Below are 19,204 nucleotides of genomic sequence, written 5' to 3' on the forward strand. Positions count from 1 at the left end.
GGCCTTCCGTGATCCAGTTTTTACTAAACCAGGAACTCCGTAGCGAGCACGCCCTGGACCCGAACCTGACCGTGCTCAATTACCTGCGCGAACACGTGGGCAAACCCGGCACCAAAGAAGGCTGCGCCAGCGGTGACTGTGGCGCCTGCACCGTGGTGGTTGGCGAGTTGCAGACGGACGACGATGGTCGCGAACACATTCGCTATCGCAGCCTCAATTCGTGCCTGACGTTCGTCTCCTCCTTGCACGGCAAGCAACTGATCAGCGTCGAAGACCTCAAGCATCAAGGTGAGCTGCACAGCGTGCAAAAAGCCATGGTCGAGTGCCACGGCTCGCAATGCGGTTTCTGCACGCCGGGCTTCGTGATGTCGCTGTTCGCGCTGCAAAAGAACAGCGACGAGCCCGACACCCATAAAGCCCACGAAGCGTTGGCCGGCAACCTCTGTCGCTGCACCGGTTATCGGCCGATCCTGGCCGCCGCCGAGCAATCTTGCTGCGGCAAACAACCCGACCAATTCGATGCTCGCGAAGCGGACACCATCGCTCGCCTGAAAACCATCGCCCCCACCGACATCGGCGAACTCAACAGTGGCGACAAACGCTGCCTGGTGCCGTTGACCGTGGCCGATCTGGCTGATCTCTACGACGCTTATCCACAGGCCCGCCTGCTGGCCGGCGGCACCGATCTGGCGCTGGAAGTCACGCAGTTCCACCGCACCTTGCCGGTGATGATCTACGTCGGCAACGTCGCCGAAATGAAACGCATCGAACGCTTCGACGATCGCCTGGAAATCGGCGCCGCTACCGCCCTCTCCGACTGCTACGACGCCTTGAAGGCCGAGTACCCGGACTTCGGTGAATTGCTGCAACGCTTCGCTTCCTTGCAGATCCGCAACCAGGGCACTTTGGGCGGCAACATCGGCAACGCCTCGCCAATCGGCGACTCGCCACCGCTGCTGATCGCCCTCGGCGCGCAGATCGTCCTGTGCAAAGGTGAAACCCGCCGCACCCTGTTGCTGGAAGATTACTTCATCGATTACCGGGTCACCGCGCGTCAGGAAAGCGAGTTCATCGAAAAGATCATCGTGCCGCGCGCCAGCGTTGAACAACTGTTCCGCGCCTACAAGGTATCCAAGCGTCTGGACGATGACATTTCCGCCGTTTGTGCCGCGTTCAACCTGCGTATCGACACCGGCGTGATCGCCGACGCCCGCGTTGCTTTCGGCGGCATGGCGGCCACTCCAAAACGCGCCAAAAACTGCGAAGCCGCCCTGCTGGGTGCGCCGTTCAACAACGCCACCATCGAACGCGCCTGCGCTGCATTGGCCGAAGACTTCACGCCACTCTCGGACTTCCGCGCCAGCAAGGAATACCGCCTGCTCAGTGCGCAGAACCTGCTGCGTAAATACTTCATCGAACTGCAAACACCGCATATCGAGACTCGGGTGACCGCTTATGTCTAATCATCACGCTGTAGAGAAGACCCAAGCCGAACTGGCTGAATTGTTCGCCAAGGACCTGACCACCGGCGTCGGCCGCAGCGTCAAGCACGACAGCGCCGACAAGCATGTGTCCGGTGAAGCGCAGTACATCGACGATCGGCTGGAATTCCCCAATCAGCTGCACGTTTACGCACGGCTGTCAGACCGCGCCCACGCGAAAATCATCAGCATCGATACCAAGCCCTGCTACGCCTTCGAAGGCGTGCGCATCGCCATTACCCACGAAGATGTGCCAGGCCTGAAAGACATCGGCCCACTGTTGCCGGGCGATCCGTTGTTGGCCATTGATGACGTGCAATTTGTCGGTCAACCGGTACTCGCCGTGGCGGCGAAAGACCTGGAAACCGCGCGCAAAGCAGCCATGGCTGCGATCATCGAATACGAAGATCTCGAACCCGTTCTGGACGTGGTCGAAGCCCTGCGCAAACGCCACTTTGTGCTCGACAGCCACACACATCAGCGCGGCGATTCGGCGACTGCTTTGGCCACTGCTGAACATCGCATCCAAGGCACGCTGCACATCGGCGGCCAGGAACACTTTTATCTGGAAACCCAGATCTCTTCGGTGATGCCGACTGAAGACGGCGGCATGATCGTTTACTGCTCGACCCAAAACCCCACCGAAGTGCAGAAACTGGTGGCGGAAGTGCTGAACGTGTCGATGAACAAAATCGTCGTCGACATGCGCCGCATGGGCGGTGGTTTCGGCGGCAAGGAAACTCAAGCGGCAAGCCCGGCGTGCCTGTGCGCGGTGATCGCGCACCTGACCGGTCAGCCGACCAAAATGCGCCTGCCGCGTGTCGAAGACATGCTGATGACCGGCAAGCGTCACCCATTTTACGTCGAGTATGACGTGGGCTTCGACAGCACTGGCCGCCTGCACGGCATTGCGCTGGAACTGGCCGGCAACTGCGGTTGTTCTCCGGACTTGTCGGCATCGATTGTCGACCGTGCGATGTTCCATGCCGACAACTCGTACTACCTGGGCGACGCGACCATCAACGGTCACCGCTGCAAAACCAACACCGCGTCGAACACCGCTTACCGTGGTTTTGGCGGCCCGCAAGGCATGGTCGCCATCGAAGAAGTGATGGACGCGATTGCCCGCCACCTGGGCCTCGATCCGCTGGCGGTGCGCAAGGCCAACTACTACGGCAAGACCGAGCGCAACGTCACCCATTACTACCAGACCGTCGAGCACAACATGCTCGAGGAAATGACCGCCGAACTGGAAGAAAGCAGCCAGTACGCCGAGCGTCGCGAAGCGATCCGTCGCTACAACGCCAACAGCCCGATCCTGAAAAAAGGCCTGGCGCTGACCCCGGTGAAATTCGGTATTTCCTTCACCGCCAGCTTTCTCAATCAGGCCGGCGCGCTGATCCACATCTACACCGACGGCAGCATCCACCTGAACCACGGCGGCACCGAAATGGGCCAGGGTCTGAACACCAAAGTTGCGCAGGTCGTGGCTGAAGTGTTCCAGGTGGAAATGGACCGCGTACAGATCACCGCGACCAACACCGACAAGGTCCCGAACACCTCGCCAACCGCTGCTTCGAGCGGTGCCGACCTCAATGGTAAAGCGGCGCAGAACGCGGCTGAAATCATCAAGAAACGCCTGGTGGAATTCGCCGCGCGGCAATACAAGGTCAGCGAAGAAGATGTGGAATTCCACAACGGTCACGTGCGGGTTCGCGATCACATCCTGACGTTTGAATCGCTGATCCAGCAGGCCTATTTCGCCCAGGTGTCGCTGTCGAGCACCGGCTTCTACAAGACCCCGAAAATCTACTACGACCGCAGCCAGGCGCGGGGTCGGCCGTTCTACTACTACGCCTTCGGTGCAGCCTGCGCCGAGGTGATCGTCGACACCCTGACCGGCGAGTACAAGATGCTGCGCACCGACATCCTCCACGACGTCGGCGACTCGCTGAACCCGGCGATCGACATCGGTCAGGTCGAGGGTGGTTTCATCCAGGGCATGGGTTGGCTGACCATGGAAGAACTGGTGTGGAACAACAAAGGCAAACTGATGACCAGCGGCCCGGCCAGCTACAAGATCCCGGCGGTGGCAGACATGCCGCTGGACCTGCGGGTGAAGCTGGTGGAAAACCGCAAGAACCCGGAAGACACGGTGTTCCATTCCAAGGCCGTGGGTGAGCCGCCGTTCATGCTCGGCATCGCCGCGTGGTGCGCGATCAAGGATGCGGTGGCCAGTTTGGGCGACTACCAGCATCAACCGAAAATCGACGCACCGGCGACCCCGGAGCGGGTGTTGTGGGGCTGTGAGCAGATGCGGCAGTTGAAGGCGGTGAAAGCCGTGGAAGCTGAAACCGAACTGGCTTCGCTCTAGACCGAGGGGCGGCCATCGCGAGCAGGCTCGCTCCCACAGGGTTATGTGCTGATTGTTGGACCTGTGCAAAACCAATGTGGGAGCGAGCCTGCTCGCGAAGAGGCCCGAACAGACAACAGAGATGTTGAGGTGAAACATGTACAACTGGATCGACGCCCTCGCCGACCTGCAAACCCGGGGTGAACCCTGTGTGTTGGTGACCATCATCGAAGAGCTCGGCTCGACGCCACGTAATGCCGGCTCGAAAATGGTCATCAGCGCCACGCAAACGTTCGACACCATCGGTGGCGGGCATCTGGAATACAAGGCCATGCAGATCGGCCGCGAGATGCTGGCCAGCGGCCGACAGGACACCCATCTGGAGCGCTTCAGCCTCGGCGCCAGCCTGGGCCAGTGCTGCGGTGGCGTGACCGTATTGCTATTCGAACCGATGGGCCAGGTCCAGGCGCAGATTGCGGTGTTCGGCGCCGGCCATGTCGGTCGGGCGCTGGTGCCGCTGCTCGCCAGCCTGCCCTGCCGGGTGCGCTGGATCGACTCGCGGGAAGCTGAATTTCCCGAACAGATTCCCCACGGCGTACGCAAAATCGTCACCGAAGAACCGGTGGATGAAGTCGATGACCTGCCCGCCGGCAGCTACTGCATCGTCATGACCCACAACCACCAACTCGACCTCGAACTCACCGCCGCGATCCTCAAGCGCAACGACTTCGCCTACTTCGGCCTGATCGGTTCGAAGACCAAACGGGTGAAGTTCGAACACCGCCTGCGTGATCGAGGTTTCGACAGCAGCGTGCTGCAACGCATGCGCTGCCCGATGGGCATCGGCGAAGTCAAAGGCAAGTTGCCTGTGGAAATCGCCATCTCCATCGCCGGCGAAATCATCGCCACCTATAACGCGAATTTCGGCCAGCACACTGCCAGCGCCGGATCATCGATCGCCAAACTGCTGCCTGCTTCACGCCGCAGCCAAGCTTTGAACTGAAAGCTTCGAACTCATTGAGAACTCACATGCCTCTGACTCGCAAAGCCTACCGCGCCGCCCTCCTGCACAGCATCGCCGATCCCGCCGAAGTGGGTATCGAAGCCTCGTACGAGTATTTCGAAGACGGCCTGCTGGTGGTCGATAATGGCCAGATCAGCGCCATCGGCCACGCCAGCGAATTGCTGCCGACCCTGCCGGCCGATATCGAAATCACCCATTATCAGGACGCACTGATCACTCCGGGCTTCATCGACACCCACATCCACTTGCCGCAAACCGGCATGGTCGGCGCCTACGGCGAACAGCTTCTGGACTGGCTGAATACCTATACCTTCCCGTGCGAAAGCCAGTTCGCCGACAAGGCCCACGCTGACGAAGTCGCGGATGTTTTCATCAAGGAACTGCTGCGCAACGGCACCACCACCGCGCTGGTCTTCGGCAGCGTGCATCCGCAGTCGGTGAACTCGTTCTTCGAGGCGGCCGAACAGTTGGACCTGCGGATGATCGCCGGCAAGGTGATGATGGACCGCAACGCGCCGGACTACCTGACCGACACCGCCGAATCGAGCTACGTCGAAAGCAAGGCGCTGATCGAGCGCTGGCACGGCAAGGGTCGCCTGCATTACGCCGTCACACCGCGTTTTGCACCAACCAGCACTCCAGAACAACTGACCCTCGCCGGCCAGTTGCTGAGTGAATATCCGGATCTGTACATGCAGACCCACATCAGCGAAAACCTCAAGGAAGTCGAGTGGGTCAAGGCGCTGTTCCCGGAGCGCAAAGGCTATCTGGATGTCTACGATCACTACCAATTGCTCGGCGAGCGCTCGGTGTTCGCCCACGGCGTGCATCTGTGCGACGACGAATGTGCGCGACTGGCGCAGACGGGTTCAGCGATTGCGTTCTGCCCGACCTCGAACCTGTTCCTCGGTAGCGGTTTGTTCAATCTGCCGATGGCCGAGAAACACAAACTCAATGTCGGCCTCGGTACCGACGTCGGTGGCGGCACCAGTTTCTCGCTGCTGCAAACACTGAACGAAGCCTACAAAGTCATGCAACTGCAAGGCGCGCGGCTGAGCCCGTTCAAGTCGCTGTACCTGGCCACCCTCGGCGGCGCCCGCGCCCTGCGCCTGGAAGACAAGGTCGGTACCTTGCAACCGGGTAGCGACGCGGACTTCCTGGTGCTGGACTACAACGCCACGCCACTGCTCGGCTATCGCCTGAAGCAGGCCAATAACATTGCCGAAACGTTGTTTGTATTGATGACGCTGGGGGATGACCGGACTGTTTTGCAGACGTATGCGGCGGGGAATCTGGTGCATCAGCGCTAAGATCTTCCGGGCATAAAACATCCCCCGCAATCGTTGGTTGCGGGGGATTTTTATTGTCGCCCTTCAGATCGCTATCGCGAGCAGGCTCGCTCCCACATTTGAAATGCATTCCCTGTGGGAGCGAGCCTGCTCGCGATGGGCGCGACTCGGTCTATCAGAGTTTGGCGACCGGCCGCCCAGGCTTCCTGGTCTGCAACAAATGCGAAAACACCGCATGCAAATCATCCGACGCACTTTCTTCGTCGAGGTTGAGTTTGCTGTCGATGTGGTCCATGTGATGCATCATCAGGTCCACCGCCAGCGTCGCGTCCCGCGCTTCGATGGCGTCGATCAACTGGGTGTGTTCATCGTAAGAACAGTGCGAACGGTTGCCGCTTTCGTACTGCGCGATGATCAACGAAGTCTGGGACACCAGGCTGCGCTGGAAGCTGATCAGCGGTGCGTTTTTCGCCGCTTCGGCCAGTTTCAAGTGGAACTCGCCGGACAGACGGATACCGGCACCACGATCGCCACGGGAGAAACTGTCGCGCTCGTCGTTGACCATCTGCCGCAGTTCGAGAAGTTGCTCGGCGGTGGCGTGCTGAACCGCCAGCTCAGTGATCGCCCGCTCCACCAGACGCCGCGCCATAAACACCTGACGGGCCTCCTCGACACTCGGACTGGCGACGACAGCGCCGCGATTCGGCCGCAGCAACACCACGCCTTCATGGGCCAGACGCGACAGCGCGCGGCGAATGATGGTGCGGCTGACCCCGAAAATTTCCCCCAGCGCTTCTTCGCTCAACTTGGTGCCGGGCGCCAGACGCTGTTCGAGGATGGCCTCGAAGATATGCGCGTAGACAATATCGTCCTGGGTACCGCTGCGGCCGGCTTTGCCTGCTCGCGGTTGTTTCTTGAGGGGTTGCAACTGTTCGTTCATGGGCACTCGAGTCGGGAGAACTGCGGCGAATAGACCGTGACTGTAATACGGCACAGTGGGTCGCTGGCAAGTATCGCGTAAAAAACACCGCGATTGTACACAATGGACGGTGGCAACACGACTGTACGGCTGTTTGTCGCCCTCGCTGTATTGCAACGACCGGTTACTTTTCAGTTTAGGCTTGAACGCAGAATCCTGTAGGAGCTGTCGAGTGAAACGAGGCTGCGATCTTTTGATGTTGATTTTCCAAGATCAAAAGATCGCAGCCTCGTTTCACTCGACAGCTCCTACATTGAAAGACTTCGCTACGGACATCTTCATCAGAACAAGGAACACCGCTGTCATGACCGACGCCACGCACACGCAGCTTCGCCCCCTGACTGACACATCACCCTCGGCCATCGTTGCCGGGTTCATCGCCATGATGACCGGCTACACCAGTTCCCTGGTGCTGATGTTCCAGGCCGGGCAAGCGGCGGGCCTGACTAGCGGGCAGATTTCGTCGTGGATCTGGGCGATCTCCATTGGCATGGCGGTGTGCTCGATCGGCTTGTCCCTGCGCTACCGCACGCCGATTACCATCGCCTGGTCGACCCCCGGCGCGGCGTTGCTGATCACCAGCCTGGGCGGTGTCAGCTACGGCGAGGCCATCGGCGCCTACATCACTTGCGCAGTGCTGGTGACCATTTGCGGCCTGACCGGCAGTTTCGAACGGCTGGTGAAAAAGATTCCGGCCTCATTGGCGGCGGCATTGCTGGCGGGGATTCTGTTCAAGATCGGCAGTGAGATTTTCGTCGCCGCCCAGCACCGCACTGCGCTGGTCCTGGGGATGTTCTTCACCTATCTGGTGGTCAAACGCCTGTCGCCCCGCTACGCCGTGCTCGCCGCGCTGTTGATCGGCACAGCACTGTCGGGGTTCATGGGGTTGCTGGATTTCAGTGGCTTTCACCTCGAAGTCGCGACGCCGGTCTGGACCACACCGCATTTCTCCCTGGCCGCGACCATCAGCATCGGCATCCCGCTGTTCGTGGTGGCGATGACGTCGCAGAACATGCCGGGCATCGCCGTATTGCGCGCCGACGGCTACAACGTGCCGGCCTCACCACTGATCACCACCACCGGCATCGCCTCGTTGCTGTTGGCGCCGTTCGGCTCCCATGGGATCAACCTGGCCGCCATCAGCGCGGCGATCTGCACCGGGCCGCATGCCCATGAGGATCGCAACAAGCGCTACACCGCAGCCGTCTGGTGCGGGATTTTCTACGGGATTGCCGGGGTGTTCGGCGCGACGCTGGCAGCGTTGTTCGCCGCACTGCCTAAAGAGCTGGTGCTGTCGATTGCCGCGCTGGCGCTGTTCGGCTCGATCATCAATGGGTTGAGCATTGCCATGGCGCAAGTGCAGGAACGGGAAGCAGCGTTGATTACTTTTATGGTGACGGCATCGGGGTTGACGCTGTTTTCCATCGGTTCGGCGTTCTGGGGGATTGTGGCGGGGGTGTTGACCTTGCTGATCTTGAACTGGCGTAAAAGCTAAAAGATCGCAGCCTCGTTTCACTCGACAGCTCCTACACAGCGCCTACCTTCGAATGCGTTGCCCTGTAGGAGCTGTCGAGTGAAACGAGGCTGCGATCCTTTGATCTTCACAAAAAAAACGGCGACCCTTTGGGTCGCCGTTTTTTAGAACATCAAGCTACCGGATTGATCGGCTTTTCCGGGTACCAGACGTCGATCAGCGGGCTGACGGTTGCTTCGGTCAGTTCGCTGCGGCCTTTGAGCCAGGCTTCAACAGCAGCACGCTGCTCTTCGGAGACCGAGCCACGCTTCTGCAGGCAAACCAGACCGAAGTCGTCGCCGCCAACATAGCCCAGACCGTTGGCTTCCATGGCTTCTTTCAGGAACGCGTCGAGGAAAGCATCAATGGCTTCATCAGCCAAATCTTCTTTGAAATCCAGGTTCAGTTCGAAACCCAGCTCTTGAAATTCATCGACGCACAGTTTTTTGCGCAGACGCTGGGAACGGTTAGTCGCCATTGGAACAATCCTCATAAGTAATAACGGGCCGCACTTTAGCAGTTTAAGGCGCCGATTGCCCGCCTCGGAACAGCGCTACACCTACCGTCGGTAAAAAAATAGCGGATTAGACGACCGGGGTAAGGCACAAGCTGTTGCAGCTTGGGGCATAATGCCGACACTTTCATGACCGCTGAGGGAATTTATCTCCATGCCCTCGTCTTTTTCCCCTCGGCTGTAGGGTTTTATTTCAGATGATCAAATCTTTGCGTCCATTGCTGCTGGCCAGCCTTCTTCTGCCCCTGGCCCTTCCCGTTTCCGCCGCTTCGATCAACACCGCCCTGTCGCCCAACGTCGAAAAGGCCCTCAAGGCCAGCAAACTGCAGGACAGTGCCCTGTCGCTGGTGATGATCCCGCTCAACGGCCCGGGCACCCCAACCATTCATAACGCTGATGTTTCGGTTAACCCGGCCTCGACCATGAAGCTGGTGACCACGTATGCCGCGCTGGAAATGCTTGGCCCGAACCACCAGTGGAAAACCGAGTTCTACACCGACGGCACCCTCAGCGGTGGCATCCTCAACGGTAACCTCTACCTCAAGGGTGGCGGCGATCCGAAGCTGAACATGGAAAAGCTCTGGTTGCTGATGCGCGACTTGCGCGCCAACGGCGTGACCCAGGTCACCGGCGACCTGGTGCTGGACCGCGGCTTCTTCGTGCAACCGCAACTGCCTGAATTCAACGACGACGGCAACGACGAGAACAAACCGTTCCTGGTCAAACCCGACGCGCTGCTGGTCAACCTCAAGGCCCTGCGCTTCGTGGCCCGCAACGACTCGGGCAAGGTCCTGGTGTCGGTCGAGCCGCCGATTGCCAGCATCCGCATCGACAATCAGGTCAAGGCGCTCAACTCCAAGCAATGCACCGGTGGCGTGCGTTACAACCCGGTGCCCCAGGCGGATGGCAGCGTCACCGTGACCGTCGGTGGCCAGTTGGGCGAAGGTTGCAGCTCCCAGACCTACCTGTCGCTGCTCGATCACGCGACCTACACCGCCGGCGCTGTGCGAGCGATCTGGAAGGAGCTGGGTGGCAGCATCCAGGGTCAGGATCGTCTGGCACCGACGCCAAGCAACGCCAAGGTACTGGCCCGGGCCTATTCGCCAGACCTGGCGGAAATCATTCGCGACATCAACAAATACAGTAACAACACCATGGCTCAGCAGTTGTTCCTGAGCCTGGGCCAGAAGTTCCGCACCGATGCCGACGGTGACGACGCCAAGGCCGCTCAGCGCGTGGTACGTCAGTGGCTGGCAAGAAAAGGCATTACTGCGCCGCACCTGGTGATGGAGAACGGCTCCGGCCTGTCCCGTGCCGAGCGAGTGAGTGCCCGTGAAATGGCCGCGATGCTGCAAGCCGCCTGGCGCAGCCCGTACTCCGCCGAGTTCATCAGCTCAATGCCAATTGCCGGCACCGACGGCACCATGCGCAAACGCCTGAAGACCACTGCGATGCGCGGTGAAGCCCACGTCAAGACCGGCACTCTGAACACCGTGCGCGCCATTTCCGGCTTCAGCCGCGACATCAATGGCAATACCTGGGCGGTGGTGGCGATCCTCAACGACAAGGCACCGTTTGGCGCCTCCTCGGTGCTGGATCAGGTACTGCTGGATCTGTATCGCCAGCCGAAACTGCCGGAAACGGCTTCGGTGTTGTAACCCGATCTGTAGAACGCCTTAGATCCAATGTGGGAGCGAGCCTGCTCGCGATAGCGGTATAACAGTCGACATCCATGTTGAATGTTAGAACCTCATCGCGAGCAGGCTCGCTCCCACAGGGCCTGCACGTGGCCTTAGTTCATCCGCCCCTCAACCCGATCCCGCCCCGCCTGCTTCGCCGCATACACCCCTGAATCAGCCCGCAACAGCAGCGCATCCGCGCCCTCTCCGGCCCGCCAGCTGGCAATCCCGAAACTCGCGGTGACGATCCCGACCTCGTCGATCGGCGCACTGCGCAACCCTTGCCACAACTCCACGGCCAGCACATGAGCCTGTTCGCCGTCGATATCCGGACAGAGCACCATGAACTCTTCGCCGCCCAGGCGACAGAACACATCAGTGCGCCGCAGGCGACCGCCAATGCGCTCGCACACGGCCTGCAATACCCGATCACCCACGGCATGACCGTGCTGATCGTTGATGCGCTTGAAGTGATCGATGTCGAGCATGATCACCGACAACTCGCCACCGCCGCGCTCGACCCGGGCCATTTCGGTGGTCAGGCGCTCCTGGAAGTAGCGACGGTTATGGATTCCGGTCAGGGAGTCGGTCACTGACAGTGCGCGCAACTCCTCTTCCACGCGCTTGAGGTCGGAGATGTCCGAGATGAAACCATGCCATAGCACACCGCCACCGGGCAGTTCCTCTGGGGTCGCTTCGCCGCGGACCCAGCGCAGACCACGCTGGGGCAATTGCACGCGGTACTCTTCACGCCAAGGGCTGAGGGTGTCAGCCGAAGCCAGGATCGAAGCGCGGACCCGGCGCGCATCCTGAGGATGAATACGCGCGAACACCGCTTCGGCATTGAGCAACAGCACGTCCGGCTCAAGTTCGTAGATATCGCGCATACCGTCGCTGGCGTAGATCACGCTGAAGCGCCCATCGAATTCCATCTTGAACTGGTAGATCCCGCCGGGCACATGGGCGCTGAGTTTCTTCAACAACAGGTCCCGTGCCGCCAGGGCCTCGTGGACACGCTTGCGCTCGGTGATGTCGATACAAATCGCCAGGTGCCCGACCCACAAGCCTTGCTCGTCGAGGACCGGGGTCGCCAGCATGTTTACCGTCAAATGGCTGCCGTCGTGGCGGACCAGCGTCCACTCCCGGGCTTCGTGACCGCCCTCTTCCCCGCCTTCGACCAGCATCGCCTGACACGTCGGGATCGGCTTGCCATAGCGCACGCTCAACTCCGCCGAGCGCGCTTCGAGTTCCCGGGGCAGGTGCAGATTTTCCAGGGTCATGTGGCCCACAACCTGCGCACTGAAGTAACCGAGCATCTGCTCTGCCCCAGCGTTGAAGGTGCTGATGATTCCGCGCAGGTCGGTGGCAATGATCGCCACCTGAGTCGCGGCATCCAGCACACCGCGCAACTGGCCATGCGTGCCGCGCAACTCTTGCTCACGGTCGTGAAGTTCCTGGGTCCGCTGCTCCACCATTTTCAGCGCCCGCTGGCGCTGGCTGACCAGCACATAGAGAAACACACTGAGCAGCAGGCTGAGCAAACCGCCGAGCACCACCAGGCTGGCCACCGAGGAATGGTTGGCTTTCAGGAACGCGGCGCTGGGGCGCATATCCACTTGGTAATCATGGTCGGCCAGACGCAGCAATCGCGTGGAGGACAAGTCACTGGCCCCCACCGTGTTGGTCGACTCGTACAGCACTTCGTGTTGATCATCGGTAGACAAGTCGAGGATACGCACCGAGAGAGAATCATGATTCTCTTCCGGCAGCCCGTCCGCCAACAGCTGGCGCATGCTGATCACCGCCATGACATACCCGGCGGGCGCGGCGTCCGGGAGGTTCTGATGGATGACCGGAGCTACCAGCAACACGCCCCGCGAATAGGCAGGCTCGATGCCTACCAGATGCAACGGTTGCGACACGGCCATATGGCCATTGCGATCGGCCCGTTCCAGGGTCGAACGACGCAGGGGTTGAGCCAGCAAATCGTAACCCAGCGGCGTGGGCAATCGGCTTTGGGTTTGGGTGTAGAGCACCGGTACGTACTCGTCCCGTTCCGTAGCCGTTTGCAACTGGCCATCGGCGGTGAGTTCGCGAAAGGTGAAATCGCCCAAGCCTTCTTCACGCACCACGCGTTCAAGCAGGGGACGTTCAGCACGGGAAACCCGGGGGGCCCAGGAGTAGGCCTGGGTGCGACGCAAAAGAGGTTTGGCGTAACCGTCGAATTCCTCGCGGGACACCGATCCGGAATTGATGAAGAACCGGCGCAGGCCGTCGAGGCGCTGCTCCTGATCTTCGAAACGCTCTTGGATACGGCTGTAACGTTCACTGGCGATCAGCTGAAAACGTTGCCGCAATTGCTGATGAAATTGATTGAACGTCGCCCAGGCCAGCAATCCCGTGAGAATCCCGCCGACGAGCAACGCCAGTAGCGCGACCAGCCAGGCCGAAACATCTTCGCGGATAAAACCCAGGATCTTGGGGCGCACGGCGTGCAACGACATAGATACAACTCAAAACGCCAGGTGCCGGAAAAGCCCATTGGCCATGAGTTGAGTTATAGCTATTAGCCACTAATTTGACCAGCACTGAAAGGACCCAAGAGCCTTTAAAAATCAAGGCCCTGTGGATCCAATCGTGCTTAAGGGTCAGCGAGCGGTGATTTTCCAGGCACGGTGAATCTTGCCATTACGGGCGAAATCCGGATCGATGGTCTGGGCGGTGATTTCTTCAACGGCATAACGCTCGGTGAGGTTTTCCTCGAGCTGGAACTTGCGGAAGTTGTTGGAGAAGTACAACACCCCGCCCGGCGCCAGACGCGCCATGGCCAGGTCGATCAACTGCACCTGGTCACGCTGCACGTCGAAGATTCCTTCCATGCGCTTGGAGTTGGAGAAGGTCGGCGGGTCGATGAAGATCAAGTCGTACTCGTCACGGCAGGCATCGAGCCAGGCCATCACATCGCCCTGCTCCAGACGGTTCTTGTCGGAGAAACCGTTCAGCGACAGGTTGCGACGCGCCCAATCCAGATAGGTTTTCGACAGGTCGACGCTGGTGGTGCTGCGCGCGCCCCCCTTGGCTGCATGAACGCTGGCGGTCGCGGTGTAGCAATACAGGTTGAGGAAGCGCTTGCCGGCTGCCTCTTTCTGGATCCGCATGCGCATCGGCCGGTGGTCGAGGAACAGCCCGGTGTCGAGGTAGTCGGTGAGGTTCACCAGCAGCTTCACGCCGCCTTCGTTGACCTCATTGAACTTGCCCTGTGCGCTCTGGCGTTCGTACTGCTTGGTGCCACTCTGACGCTCGCGACGTTTGACCACCACGCGGTTCTTGTCGATGTTCAACGCTTGCGGGATTGCAGCCAGGGCATCGAACATCCGCGCCGAGGCTTTTTCCGGGTCGATGGATTTCGGTGCGGCGTATTCCTGAACGTGGACCCAATCCTGATACAGGTCGATGGCCATGGAGTATTCCGGCATGTCGGCATCGTAGACACGGTAGCAATCGATGCCTTCACGCTTGACCCACTTGCCCAGCGCCTTGAGGTTTTTTTGCAGGCGGTTGGCAAACATCTGCCCGCCTTCGCTCAAGCGCGGTTGCTCGATCACCACCGGGGCCGGTTTGATCGGGTTGCCGTTCTTGTTGTACTTCTCGTACTTGCCCGGTGCCACATCGTTGTCGGCGACTTCGACTTCAGCTTGCTCGCGCTCGATCTGGCGCTGTTCCGGAGTACGACGCTCGCCGGTGACGAACTGGTCTGGCGTGACCTTGATCAGCAGCAATTTGCACGGCAAGGCACCGTTCCAGAACGAGTACTGCTTGTGGCTGCGGATGCCCATGCGCTTGCCCAGGTCCGGGGCGCCGGTAAACACCGCCGCTTCCCAGTTCAGGCAGGCCTGACGCAGACGTTCGCCGAGGTTCTGGTAGAGGTAGAGCAGGCTCGCCTCATCGCCCAGACGCTCGCCGTACGGAGGGTTGCAGATCACCAGGCCTTTCTGGTTCTGGTCCGGGCGTGGCTCGAAAGTCGCGACTTCGCCCTGATAGATTTTGATCCACTCGCTCAGGCCGGCACGTTCGACGTTATTGCGGCCCGGTTGAATCAGGCGCGGGTCAGCTTCGTAACCGCGAATCCACAGCGGTGGCTTGGCCAGGCCGGCCGCGGCGCGTTCGGTGGCTTCTTCGTGGAGTTTTTTCCACAATGCCGGCACGTGACCGAGCCAGGCGGTGAATCCCCACTGCTCACGACGCAGGTTCGGCGCCATGTCGGCGGCGATCATCGCGGCTTCGACCAGGAATGTACCGACACCGCACATGGGGTCAGCCAGCGCGCCGCCATCGGCGGCAATCCGCGGCCAACCGGAACGGATCAGAATCGCCGCCGCGAGGTTTTCCTTCAGCGGCGCCGCGCCCTGCTGCAAGCGGTAACCACGCTGGTGCAAGCTGTGACCGGAAAGGTCGAGGGACAGAATTGCTTCGCCACGGTCCAGGCGCAGGTGAATGCGCAGGTCCGGGTTGAGTTTGTCAATCGACGGACGATCGCCCTGCGGGGTGCGCAGTTTATCGACGATCGCATCCTTGACCTTCAAAGCGCCGAAGTGCGTGTTGTCGATACCCGAACCGTGACCGCTGAATTCGACGGCCAGAGTGCCATCGTTGAGCATGTGGTCTTGCCACTCGATATCCAGCACGCCGTGGTAGAGGTCTTCGGCGTCCTTCATCGGGAAGCGCTTGAGCACCAGCAGCACGCGGTTCGCCAGACGCGACCACAGGCACAGGCGATAGGCGGTTTCCATGGTGGCCATGCCGCGCACAGCCGAGGTGTGCTCACGTGCTTCCTCAAGGCCAAGCCCGACGGCTTCCTCGATGAGCAGGCCTTCAAGGCCTTTGGGGCAAGTGAGGAAGAGTTCGAAACGATCGGACATGGTAATTCCAGAGCCTTTAGCTAAGTGAACCGGCAACGCATTGCCGATCCGGTTTTCAATCAGGCGTTTTTCTAACAGAACGCCCGCGTGGCACGAAGGTGTGCCGTCCCACCCTGACTGCTCGGGTTAAAAGAGCTTAGATGTCAGGGCAGATAAAAAAGTTGATGCAACAAAATGTCATAAGTCGACCCTTCGTCGAATAGTCCCCAAATGCAACGGGGGTCACTTTCGTTAAAGGCTCAGCCCTGTGAGCCGCGCAGGGCCGATCATACCGGGGTTTGGCCAACAAACACGGGACAAATATCGTGTTACTTATGGCCGTAGCATCTTTATGGTTACGTTCTTATGACAAAACGATCATTCCCTCGATGTGACGCATTGGTTAGAACTCAACTCAGGTTGACGTCGCAACGGCGTCAACACCTTGGCTCGCGACGCCGGCAGCGAGCCTCCAACGGCAGAGTTTTTCTGCCTGACCTCGATTGAGGTCGACGCGATAAATACAGTCAACAAGTGAGGGCAACACCCTATGAGAAGACTTAAGCGTGATCCGTTGGAAAGAGCATTTTTGCGCGGATATCAATATGGCGTTGGTGGTAAATCCCGTGAGCTTTGCCCTTTTACTCTACCGTCGGTACGCCAAGCCTGGATCAATGGCTGGCGAGAAGGACGCGGCGACAACTGGGACGGTATGACCGGCACTGCGGGAATCCACAGACTCAACGAACTTCACGCCGTCGGCTAATACAGGGCACACACTCCGACACGACAATCTGATTACGCAACGACTTAAACCACGCACGTCCCATCCGGACGGCGGGCTTCGGCCCAGGGGCTCCTTCGGGGAGCCCTTTTTTATGCCTGCATAAAACTCAACCTTGAGCTGCAAACACACTGTGGGAGCGAGCCTGCTCGCGATAGCGATTCAACATTCAACAATGATGTTGCCTGTCAATCCGTCATCGCGAGCAGGCTCGCTCCCACAGGGATTAGCGCAGGGCTGCGATGGCGTCTACGGATTCACGAATCAGCGCCGGGCCTTTGTAGATGAAGCCGGAGTAGAGCTGCACCAGGCTCGCACCCGCGGCGATTTTCTCAGCCGCGTGCTTGCCTTCTGTGATGCCGCCCACAGCGATGATCGGCAAGCGACCGGCCAGTTCCGCCGCCAGTACCTTCACCGTGTGAGTGCTCTTGTCGCGAAGCGGTGCGCCGGACAACCCGCCCGCCTCATCACCATATTCCATGACTTCGACGCCGACGCGACTCAGGGTGGTGTTGGTGGCAATCACCGCGTCCATCCCGGTTTCAATCAACGCTTGGGCGACTTGAGCGGTTTCTTCGTCGGTCATGTCCGGCGCGATCTTGATTGCCAGCGGTACATGTTTGCCGTGACGCAGCGCCAGTTCCGCCCGGCGGGTGGCCAGGTCGGCGAGCAACTGCTTGAGCGAATCGCCGAATTGCAGGCTGCGCAGGCCCGGGGTGTTCGGCGAACTGACGTTGACCGTCACATAGCTGGCGTGGGCATAGACCTTGTCCAGGCAGAGCAGGTAGTCGTCGACCGCACGTTCAACCGGCGTATCGAAATTCTTGCCAATGTTGATGCCCAGCACGCCCTTGTACTTGGCTGCCGCCACGCGAGCGAGCAAGTGATCGACGCCGAGGTTGTTGAAACCCATGCGGTTGATGATCGCCTCGGCGTCCGGCAAGCGGAAAATCCGTGGTTTCGGGTTTCCCGGTTGCGGACGCGGCGTGATGGTGCCGATTTCGACAAAACCGAAACCCAATTGGGCAAAGCCATCGATCGCTGCGCCGTTCTTGTCCAGACCGGCCGCCAGACCCACCGGGTTCGGGAACTCCAGGCCCATGACCGTTACCGGCAGTTTCGCCGGCGCCTTGCACAGCAAGCCGTTGAGGCCCAAACGCCCGCCCGCGCCGATCAGGTCCAGGGACAGATCGTGGGAGGTTTCCGGGGAAAGTTTGAACAACAGCTGACGGGCCAGGGTGTACATGGGCGGGTTTGACTCGGTTGGCGATGAGAGGCGGCGATTATAGCCGCGCATCAGGGCTTCACGCGAGGCGCGCAACAAAATCAGCCAGCGATGGCATATGCCTTGCACCGTCACAGGCATCAGCACTCATGCCAACGACGGGATGAGTGGAAGGACAATGGCGTCGTCACCCGGCTTTGCCCATGCAAGGGCCTTGGGACGACGCTTTTTTTTGGAAGGTGCGAAATCGATGAACGAACCATCAGCCGGCCCACTGGCCTGGGTCAATGGCAGCGATGCCCCGGAAAAAACCGCAATCAACCTCGGCTTCATGGCCCTGAGCGACTGCGCCTCAGTGGTGGTCGCGGCCACTCAGGGCTTCGCCCAACCGTACGGCCTGACACTGAACCTCAAGCGCCAGTCGTCCTGGGCCAACCTGCGGGACAAACTGGTCAGCGGCGAACTCGACGCCGCCCACAGCCTGTACGGCCTGATTTACGCCGTGCACCTGGGCATCGGCGGCGTAGCCTCCACCGACATGGCCGTGCTCATGGGCCTGAACCAGAACGGCCAGAGCATCAACCTCTCCCACGGCTTGCAGGCCCTGGACGTGACCAGTCCTGAAGCACTGGACCGACATGTGCACCAAAGTCGCCCAAAACTGACCTTCGCCCAGACATTTCCTACGGGCACCCACGCCATGTGGCTGTATTACTGGCTCGCGAGCCAGGGCATTCATCCGTTACAGGATGTCGACAGTGTGGTGGTACCACCACCGCAAATGGTCGCGCACCTGCAAGCCGGGCGCATCGACGGTTTCTGCGTGGGCGAGCCGTGGGCAGCCAGTGCGGTGCAGCAGAATCTGGGATTTACGATGGCCACCAGCCAGACCCTCTGGCCCGATCACCCGGAAAAAGTCCTCGGCTGCACCCGCGCCTTTGTCGAGCAATACCCCAACACCGCACGGGCATTGGTGATGGCGATCCTCGAGGCCAGCCGCTTTATCGAAGCCAGTGGCGAAAATCGCCGCAGCACCGCGCAACTGTTGAGTGCGCCTGAATATCTGGATGCACCGCTCGATTGCATCGAACCACGCTTTCTCGGTGACTACGCCGACGGCCTGGGCAATCGCTGGCAAGACCCGCACGCCATGCGTTTCCACGGTGGTGGCGAGGTCAATCTGCCGTATTTGTCCGACGGTATGTGGTTCATGACCCAGTTCCGGCGCTGGGGTTTGTTGCGTGACGACCCGGATTACCTCGGCGTGGCCCGTCAGGTCCAGCAACTAGACTTATACCGTGAGGCCGCCACCGCTGTCGGCGTGCCCGCCCGGAGTCAGGAAATGCGCAGCAGTCAACTGATCGACGGCAAAGTCTGGGACGGCTCGGACCCGGCCGGCTATGCCCGCAGCTTCACGCTGCACGCCATGAGCGACAGCGCTCCCCTTCTCGCCAGCCGCTGACAG

General features: G+C 60.2%; 13 protein-coding genes. 8 read left to right on the top strand and 5 right to left on the bottom strand.

Features of this window, described 5'->3' with window-relative positions; translation table 11 throughout:
* Positions 1-8 precede the first annotated feature (8 nt).
* The 4 genes from xdhA to guaD all read left to right on the top strand — a co-directional run bounded on the left by xdhA (position 9) and on the right by guaD (position 6,168).
* Positions 9-1,463 (top strand): xanthine dehydrogenase small subunit, encoded by a 1,455-nt coding sequence (gene xdhA, locus BK662_RS26515; protein ID WP_123360032.1) that lies wholly within the window; start codon positions 9-11, stop codon positions 1,461-1,463.
* Entirely contained in the window at positions 1,456-3,855 is a 2,400-nt protein-coding gene (xdhB, locus tag BK662_RS26520; RefSeq protein WP_123360033.1) for a xanthine dehydrogenase molybdopterin binding subunit, read from the top strand. The genes xdhA and xdhB overlap by 8 nt, the downstream gene beginning before the upstream one ends.
* A 136-nt stretch (positions 3,856-3,991) precedes the next feature.
* Positions 3,992-4,837, top strand: a complete 846-nt coding sequence (gene xdhC, locus BK662_RS26525) for a xanthine dehydrogenase accessory protein XdhC (protein ID WP_123360034.1) — start codon at positions 3,992-3,994, stop codon at positions 4,835-4,837.
* 26 nt (positions 4,838-4,863) lie between these two features.
* Complete coding sequence (guaD, locus tag BK662_RS26530) at positions 4,864-6,168, top strand: guanine deaminase (RefSeq protein WP_123360035.1); 1,305 nt, start codon at positions 4,864-4,866, stop codon at positions 6,166-6,168.
* Positions 6,169-6,322: 154 nt separating this feature from the next.
* Here the strand turns inward: guaD and BK662_RS26535 are convergent, their stop codons facing one another.
* Positions 6,323-7,087 (bottom strand): GntR family transcriptional regulator, encoded by a 765-nt coding sequence (locus tag BK662_RS26535; protein ID WP_123360036.1) that lies wholly within the window; start codon positions 7,085-7,087, stop codon positions 6,323-6,325.
* Between the two features lie 343 nt (positions 7,088-7,430).
* Between BK662_RS26535 and BK662_RS26540 the strand changes: the two genes are divergently transcribed.
* Positions 7,431-8,621, top strand: a complete 1,191-nt coding sequence (locus BK662_RS26540) for a benzoate/H(+) symporter BenE family transporter (protein WP_123360037.1) — start codon at positions 7,431-7,433, stop codon at positions 8,619-8,621.
* Between the two features lie 151 nt (positions 8,622-8,772).
* Here the strand turns inward: BK662_RS26540 and BK662_RS26545 are convergent, their stop codons facing one another.
* A complete protein-coding gene (locus BK662_RS26545) occupies positions 8,773-9,117 on the bottom strand; it encodes a YggL family protein (protein WP_007896965.1) in 345 nt (114 codons plus the stop codon).
* 233 nt (positions 9,118-9,350) lie between these two features.
* Between BK662_RS26545 and dacB the strand changes: the two genes are divergently transcribed.
* Positions 9,351-10,811, top strand: coding sequence for a D-alanyl-D-alanine carboxypeptidase/D-alanyl-D-alanine endopeptidase (dacB, locus tag BK662_RS26550; protein WP_123360038.1), 1,461 nt, complete (start codon positions 9,351-9,353; stop codon positions 10,809-10,811).
* A gap of 134 nt (positions 10,812-10,945) precedes the next feature.
* Here the strand turns inward: dacB and BK662_RS26560 are convergent, their stop codons facing one another.
* Positions 10,946-13,336, bottom strand: coding sequence for a sensor domain-containing diguanylate cyclase (locus BK662_RS26560; RefSeq protein ID WP_123360039.1), 2,391 nt, complete (start codon positions 13,334-13,336; stop codon positions 10,946-10,948).
* A gap of 144 nt (positions 13,337-13,480) precedes the next feature.
* Entirely contained in the window at positions 13,481-15,751 is a 2,271-nt protein-coding gene (gene rlmKL, locus BK662_RS26565; protein ID WP_123360040.1) for a bifunctional 23S rRNA (guanine(2069)-N(7))-methyltransferase RlmK/23S rRNA (guanine(2445)-N(2))-methyltransferase RlmL, read from the bottom strand.
* A 529-nt stretch (positions 15,752-16,280) separates the two neighbouring features.
* Between rlmKL and BK662_RS26570 the strand changes: the two genes are divergently transcribed.
* Positions 16,281-16,496 carry a BatR family protein gene (locus BK662_RS26570; protein ID WP_003223300.1) on the top strand — a complete coding sequence of 72 codons (216 nt, stop codon included), beginning with the start codon at positions 16,281-16,283 and terminating at the stop codon, positions 16,494-16,496.
* 244 nt (positions 16,497-16,740) lie between these two features.
* Here the strand turns inward: BK662_RS26570 and BK662_RS26575 are convergent, their stop codons facing one another.
* Positions 16,741-17,760, bottom strand: coding sequence for a quinone-dependent dihydroorotate dehydrogenase (locus tag BK662_RS26575; RefSeq protein ID WP_123360720.1), 1,020 nt, complete (start codon positions 17,758-17,760; stop codon positions 16,741-16,743).
* Positions 17,761-17,989: 229 nt separating this feature from the next.
* Here BK662_RS26575 and BK662_RS26580 point away from each other — a divergent pair, with 229 nt between their 5' ends.
* The gene (locus tag BK662_RS26580) at positions 17,990-19,201 is read left to right on the top strand and encodes a CmpA/NrtA family ABC transporter substrate-binding protein (RefSeq protein ID WP_123360041.1); all 1,212 of its coding nucleotides are present in this window, start codon (positions 17,990-17,992) and stop codon (positions 19,199-19,201) included.
* Positions 19,202-19,204 lie beyond the last annotated feature (3 nt).

Origin of the sequence: Pseudomonas frederiksbergensis, assembly GCF_003732275.1 — a bacterium.
GTDB lineage: Bacteria > Pseudomonadota > Gammaproteobacteria > Pseudomonadales > Pseudomonadaceae > Aquipseudomonas > Aquipseudomonas frederiksbergensis_H.

Coding starts and splice junctions, on each gene's coding strand:
- BK662_RS26580 (WP_123360041.1), top strand. CDS start 17,990: ATGAACGAACCATCAGCCGGCCCACTGGCCTGGGTCAATGGCAGCGAT.
- BK662_RS26535 (WP_123360036.1), bottom strand. CDS start 7,087: ATGAACGAACAGTTGCAACCCCTCAAGAAACAACCGCGAGCAGGCAAA.
- dacB (WP_123360038.1), top strand. CDS start 9,351: ATGATCAAATCTTTGCGTCCATTGCTGCTGGCCAGCCTTCTTCTGCCC.
- BK662_RS26575 (WP_123360720.1), bottom strand. CDS start 17,760: ATGTACACCCTGGCCCGTCAGCTGTTGTTCAAACTTTCCCCGGAAACC.
- BK662_RS26570 (WP_003223300.1), top strand. CDS start 16,281: ATGAGAAGACTTAAGCGTGATCCGTTGGAAAGAGCATTTTTGCGCGGA.
- guaD (WP_123360035.1), top strand. CDS start 4,864: ATGCCTCTGACTCGCAAAGCCTACCGCGCCGCCCTCCTGCACAGCATC.
- BK662_RS26560 (WP_123360039.1), bottom strand. CDS start 13,336: ATGTCGTTGCACGCCGTGCGCCCCAAGATCCTGGGTTTTATCCGCGAA.
- rlmKL (WP_123360040.1), bottom strand. CDS start 15,751: ATGTCCGATCGTTTCGAACTCTTCCTCACTTGCCCCAAAGGCCTTGAA.
- BK662_RS26545 (WP_007896965.1), bottom strand. CDS start 9,117: ATGGCGACTAACCGTTCCCAGCGTCTGCGCAAAAAACTGTGCGTCGAT.
- xdhC (WP_123360034.1), top strand. CDS start 3,992: ATGTACAACTGGATCGACGCCCTCGCCGACCTGCAAACCCGGGGTGAA.
- xdhB (WP_123360033.1), top strand. CDS start 1,456: ATGTCTAATCATCACGCTGTAGAGAAGACCCAAGCCGAACTGGCTGAA.
- BK662_RS26540 (WP_123360037.1), top strand. CDS start 7,431: ATGACCGACGCCACGCACACGCAGCTTCGCCCCCTGACTGACACATCA.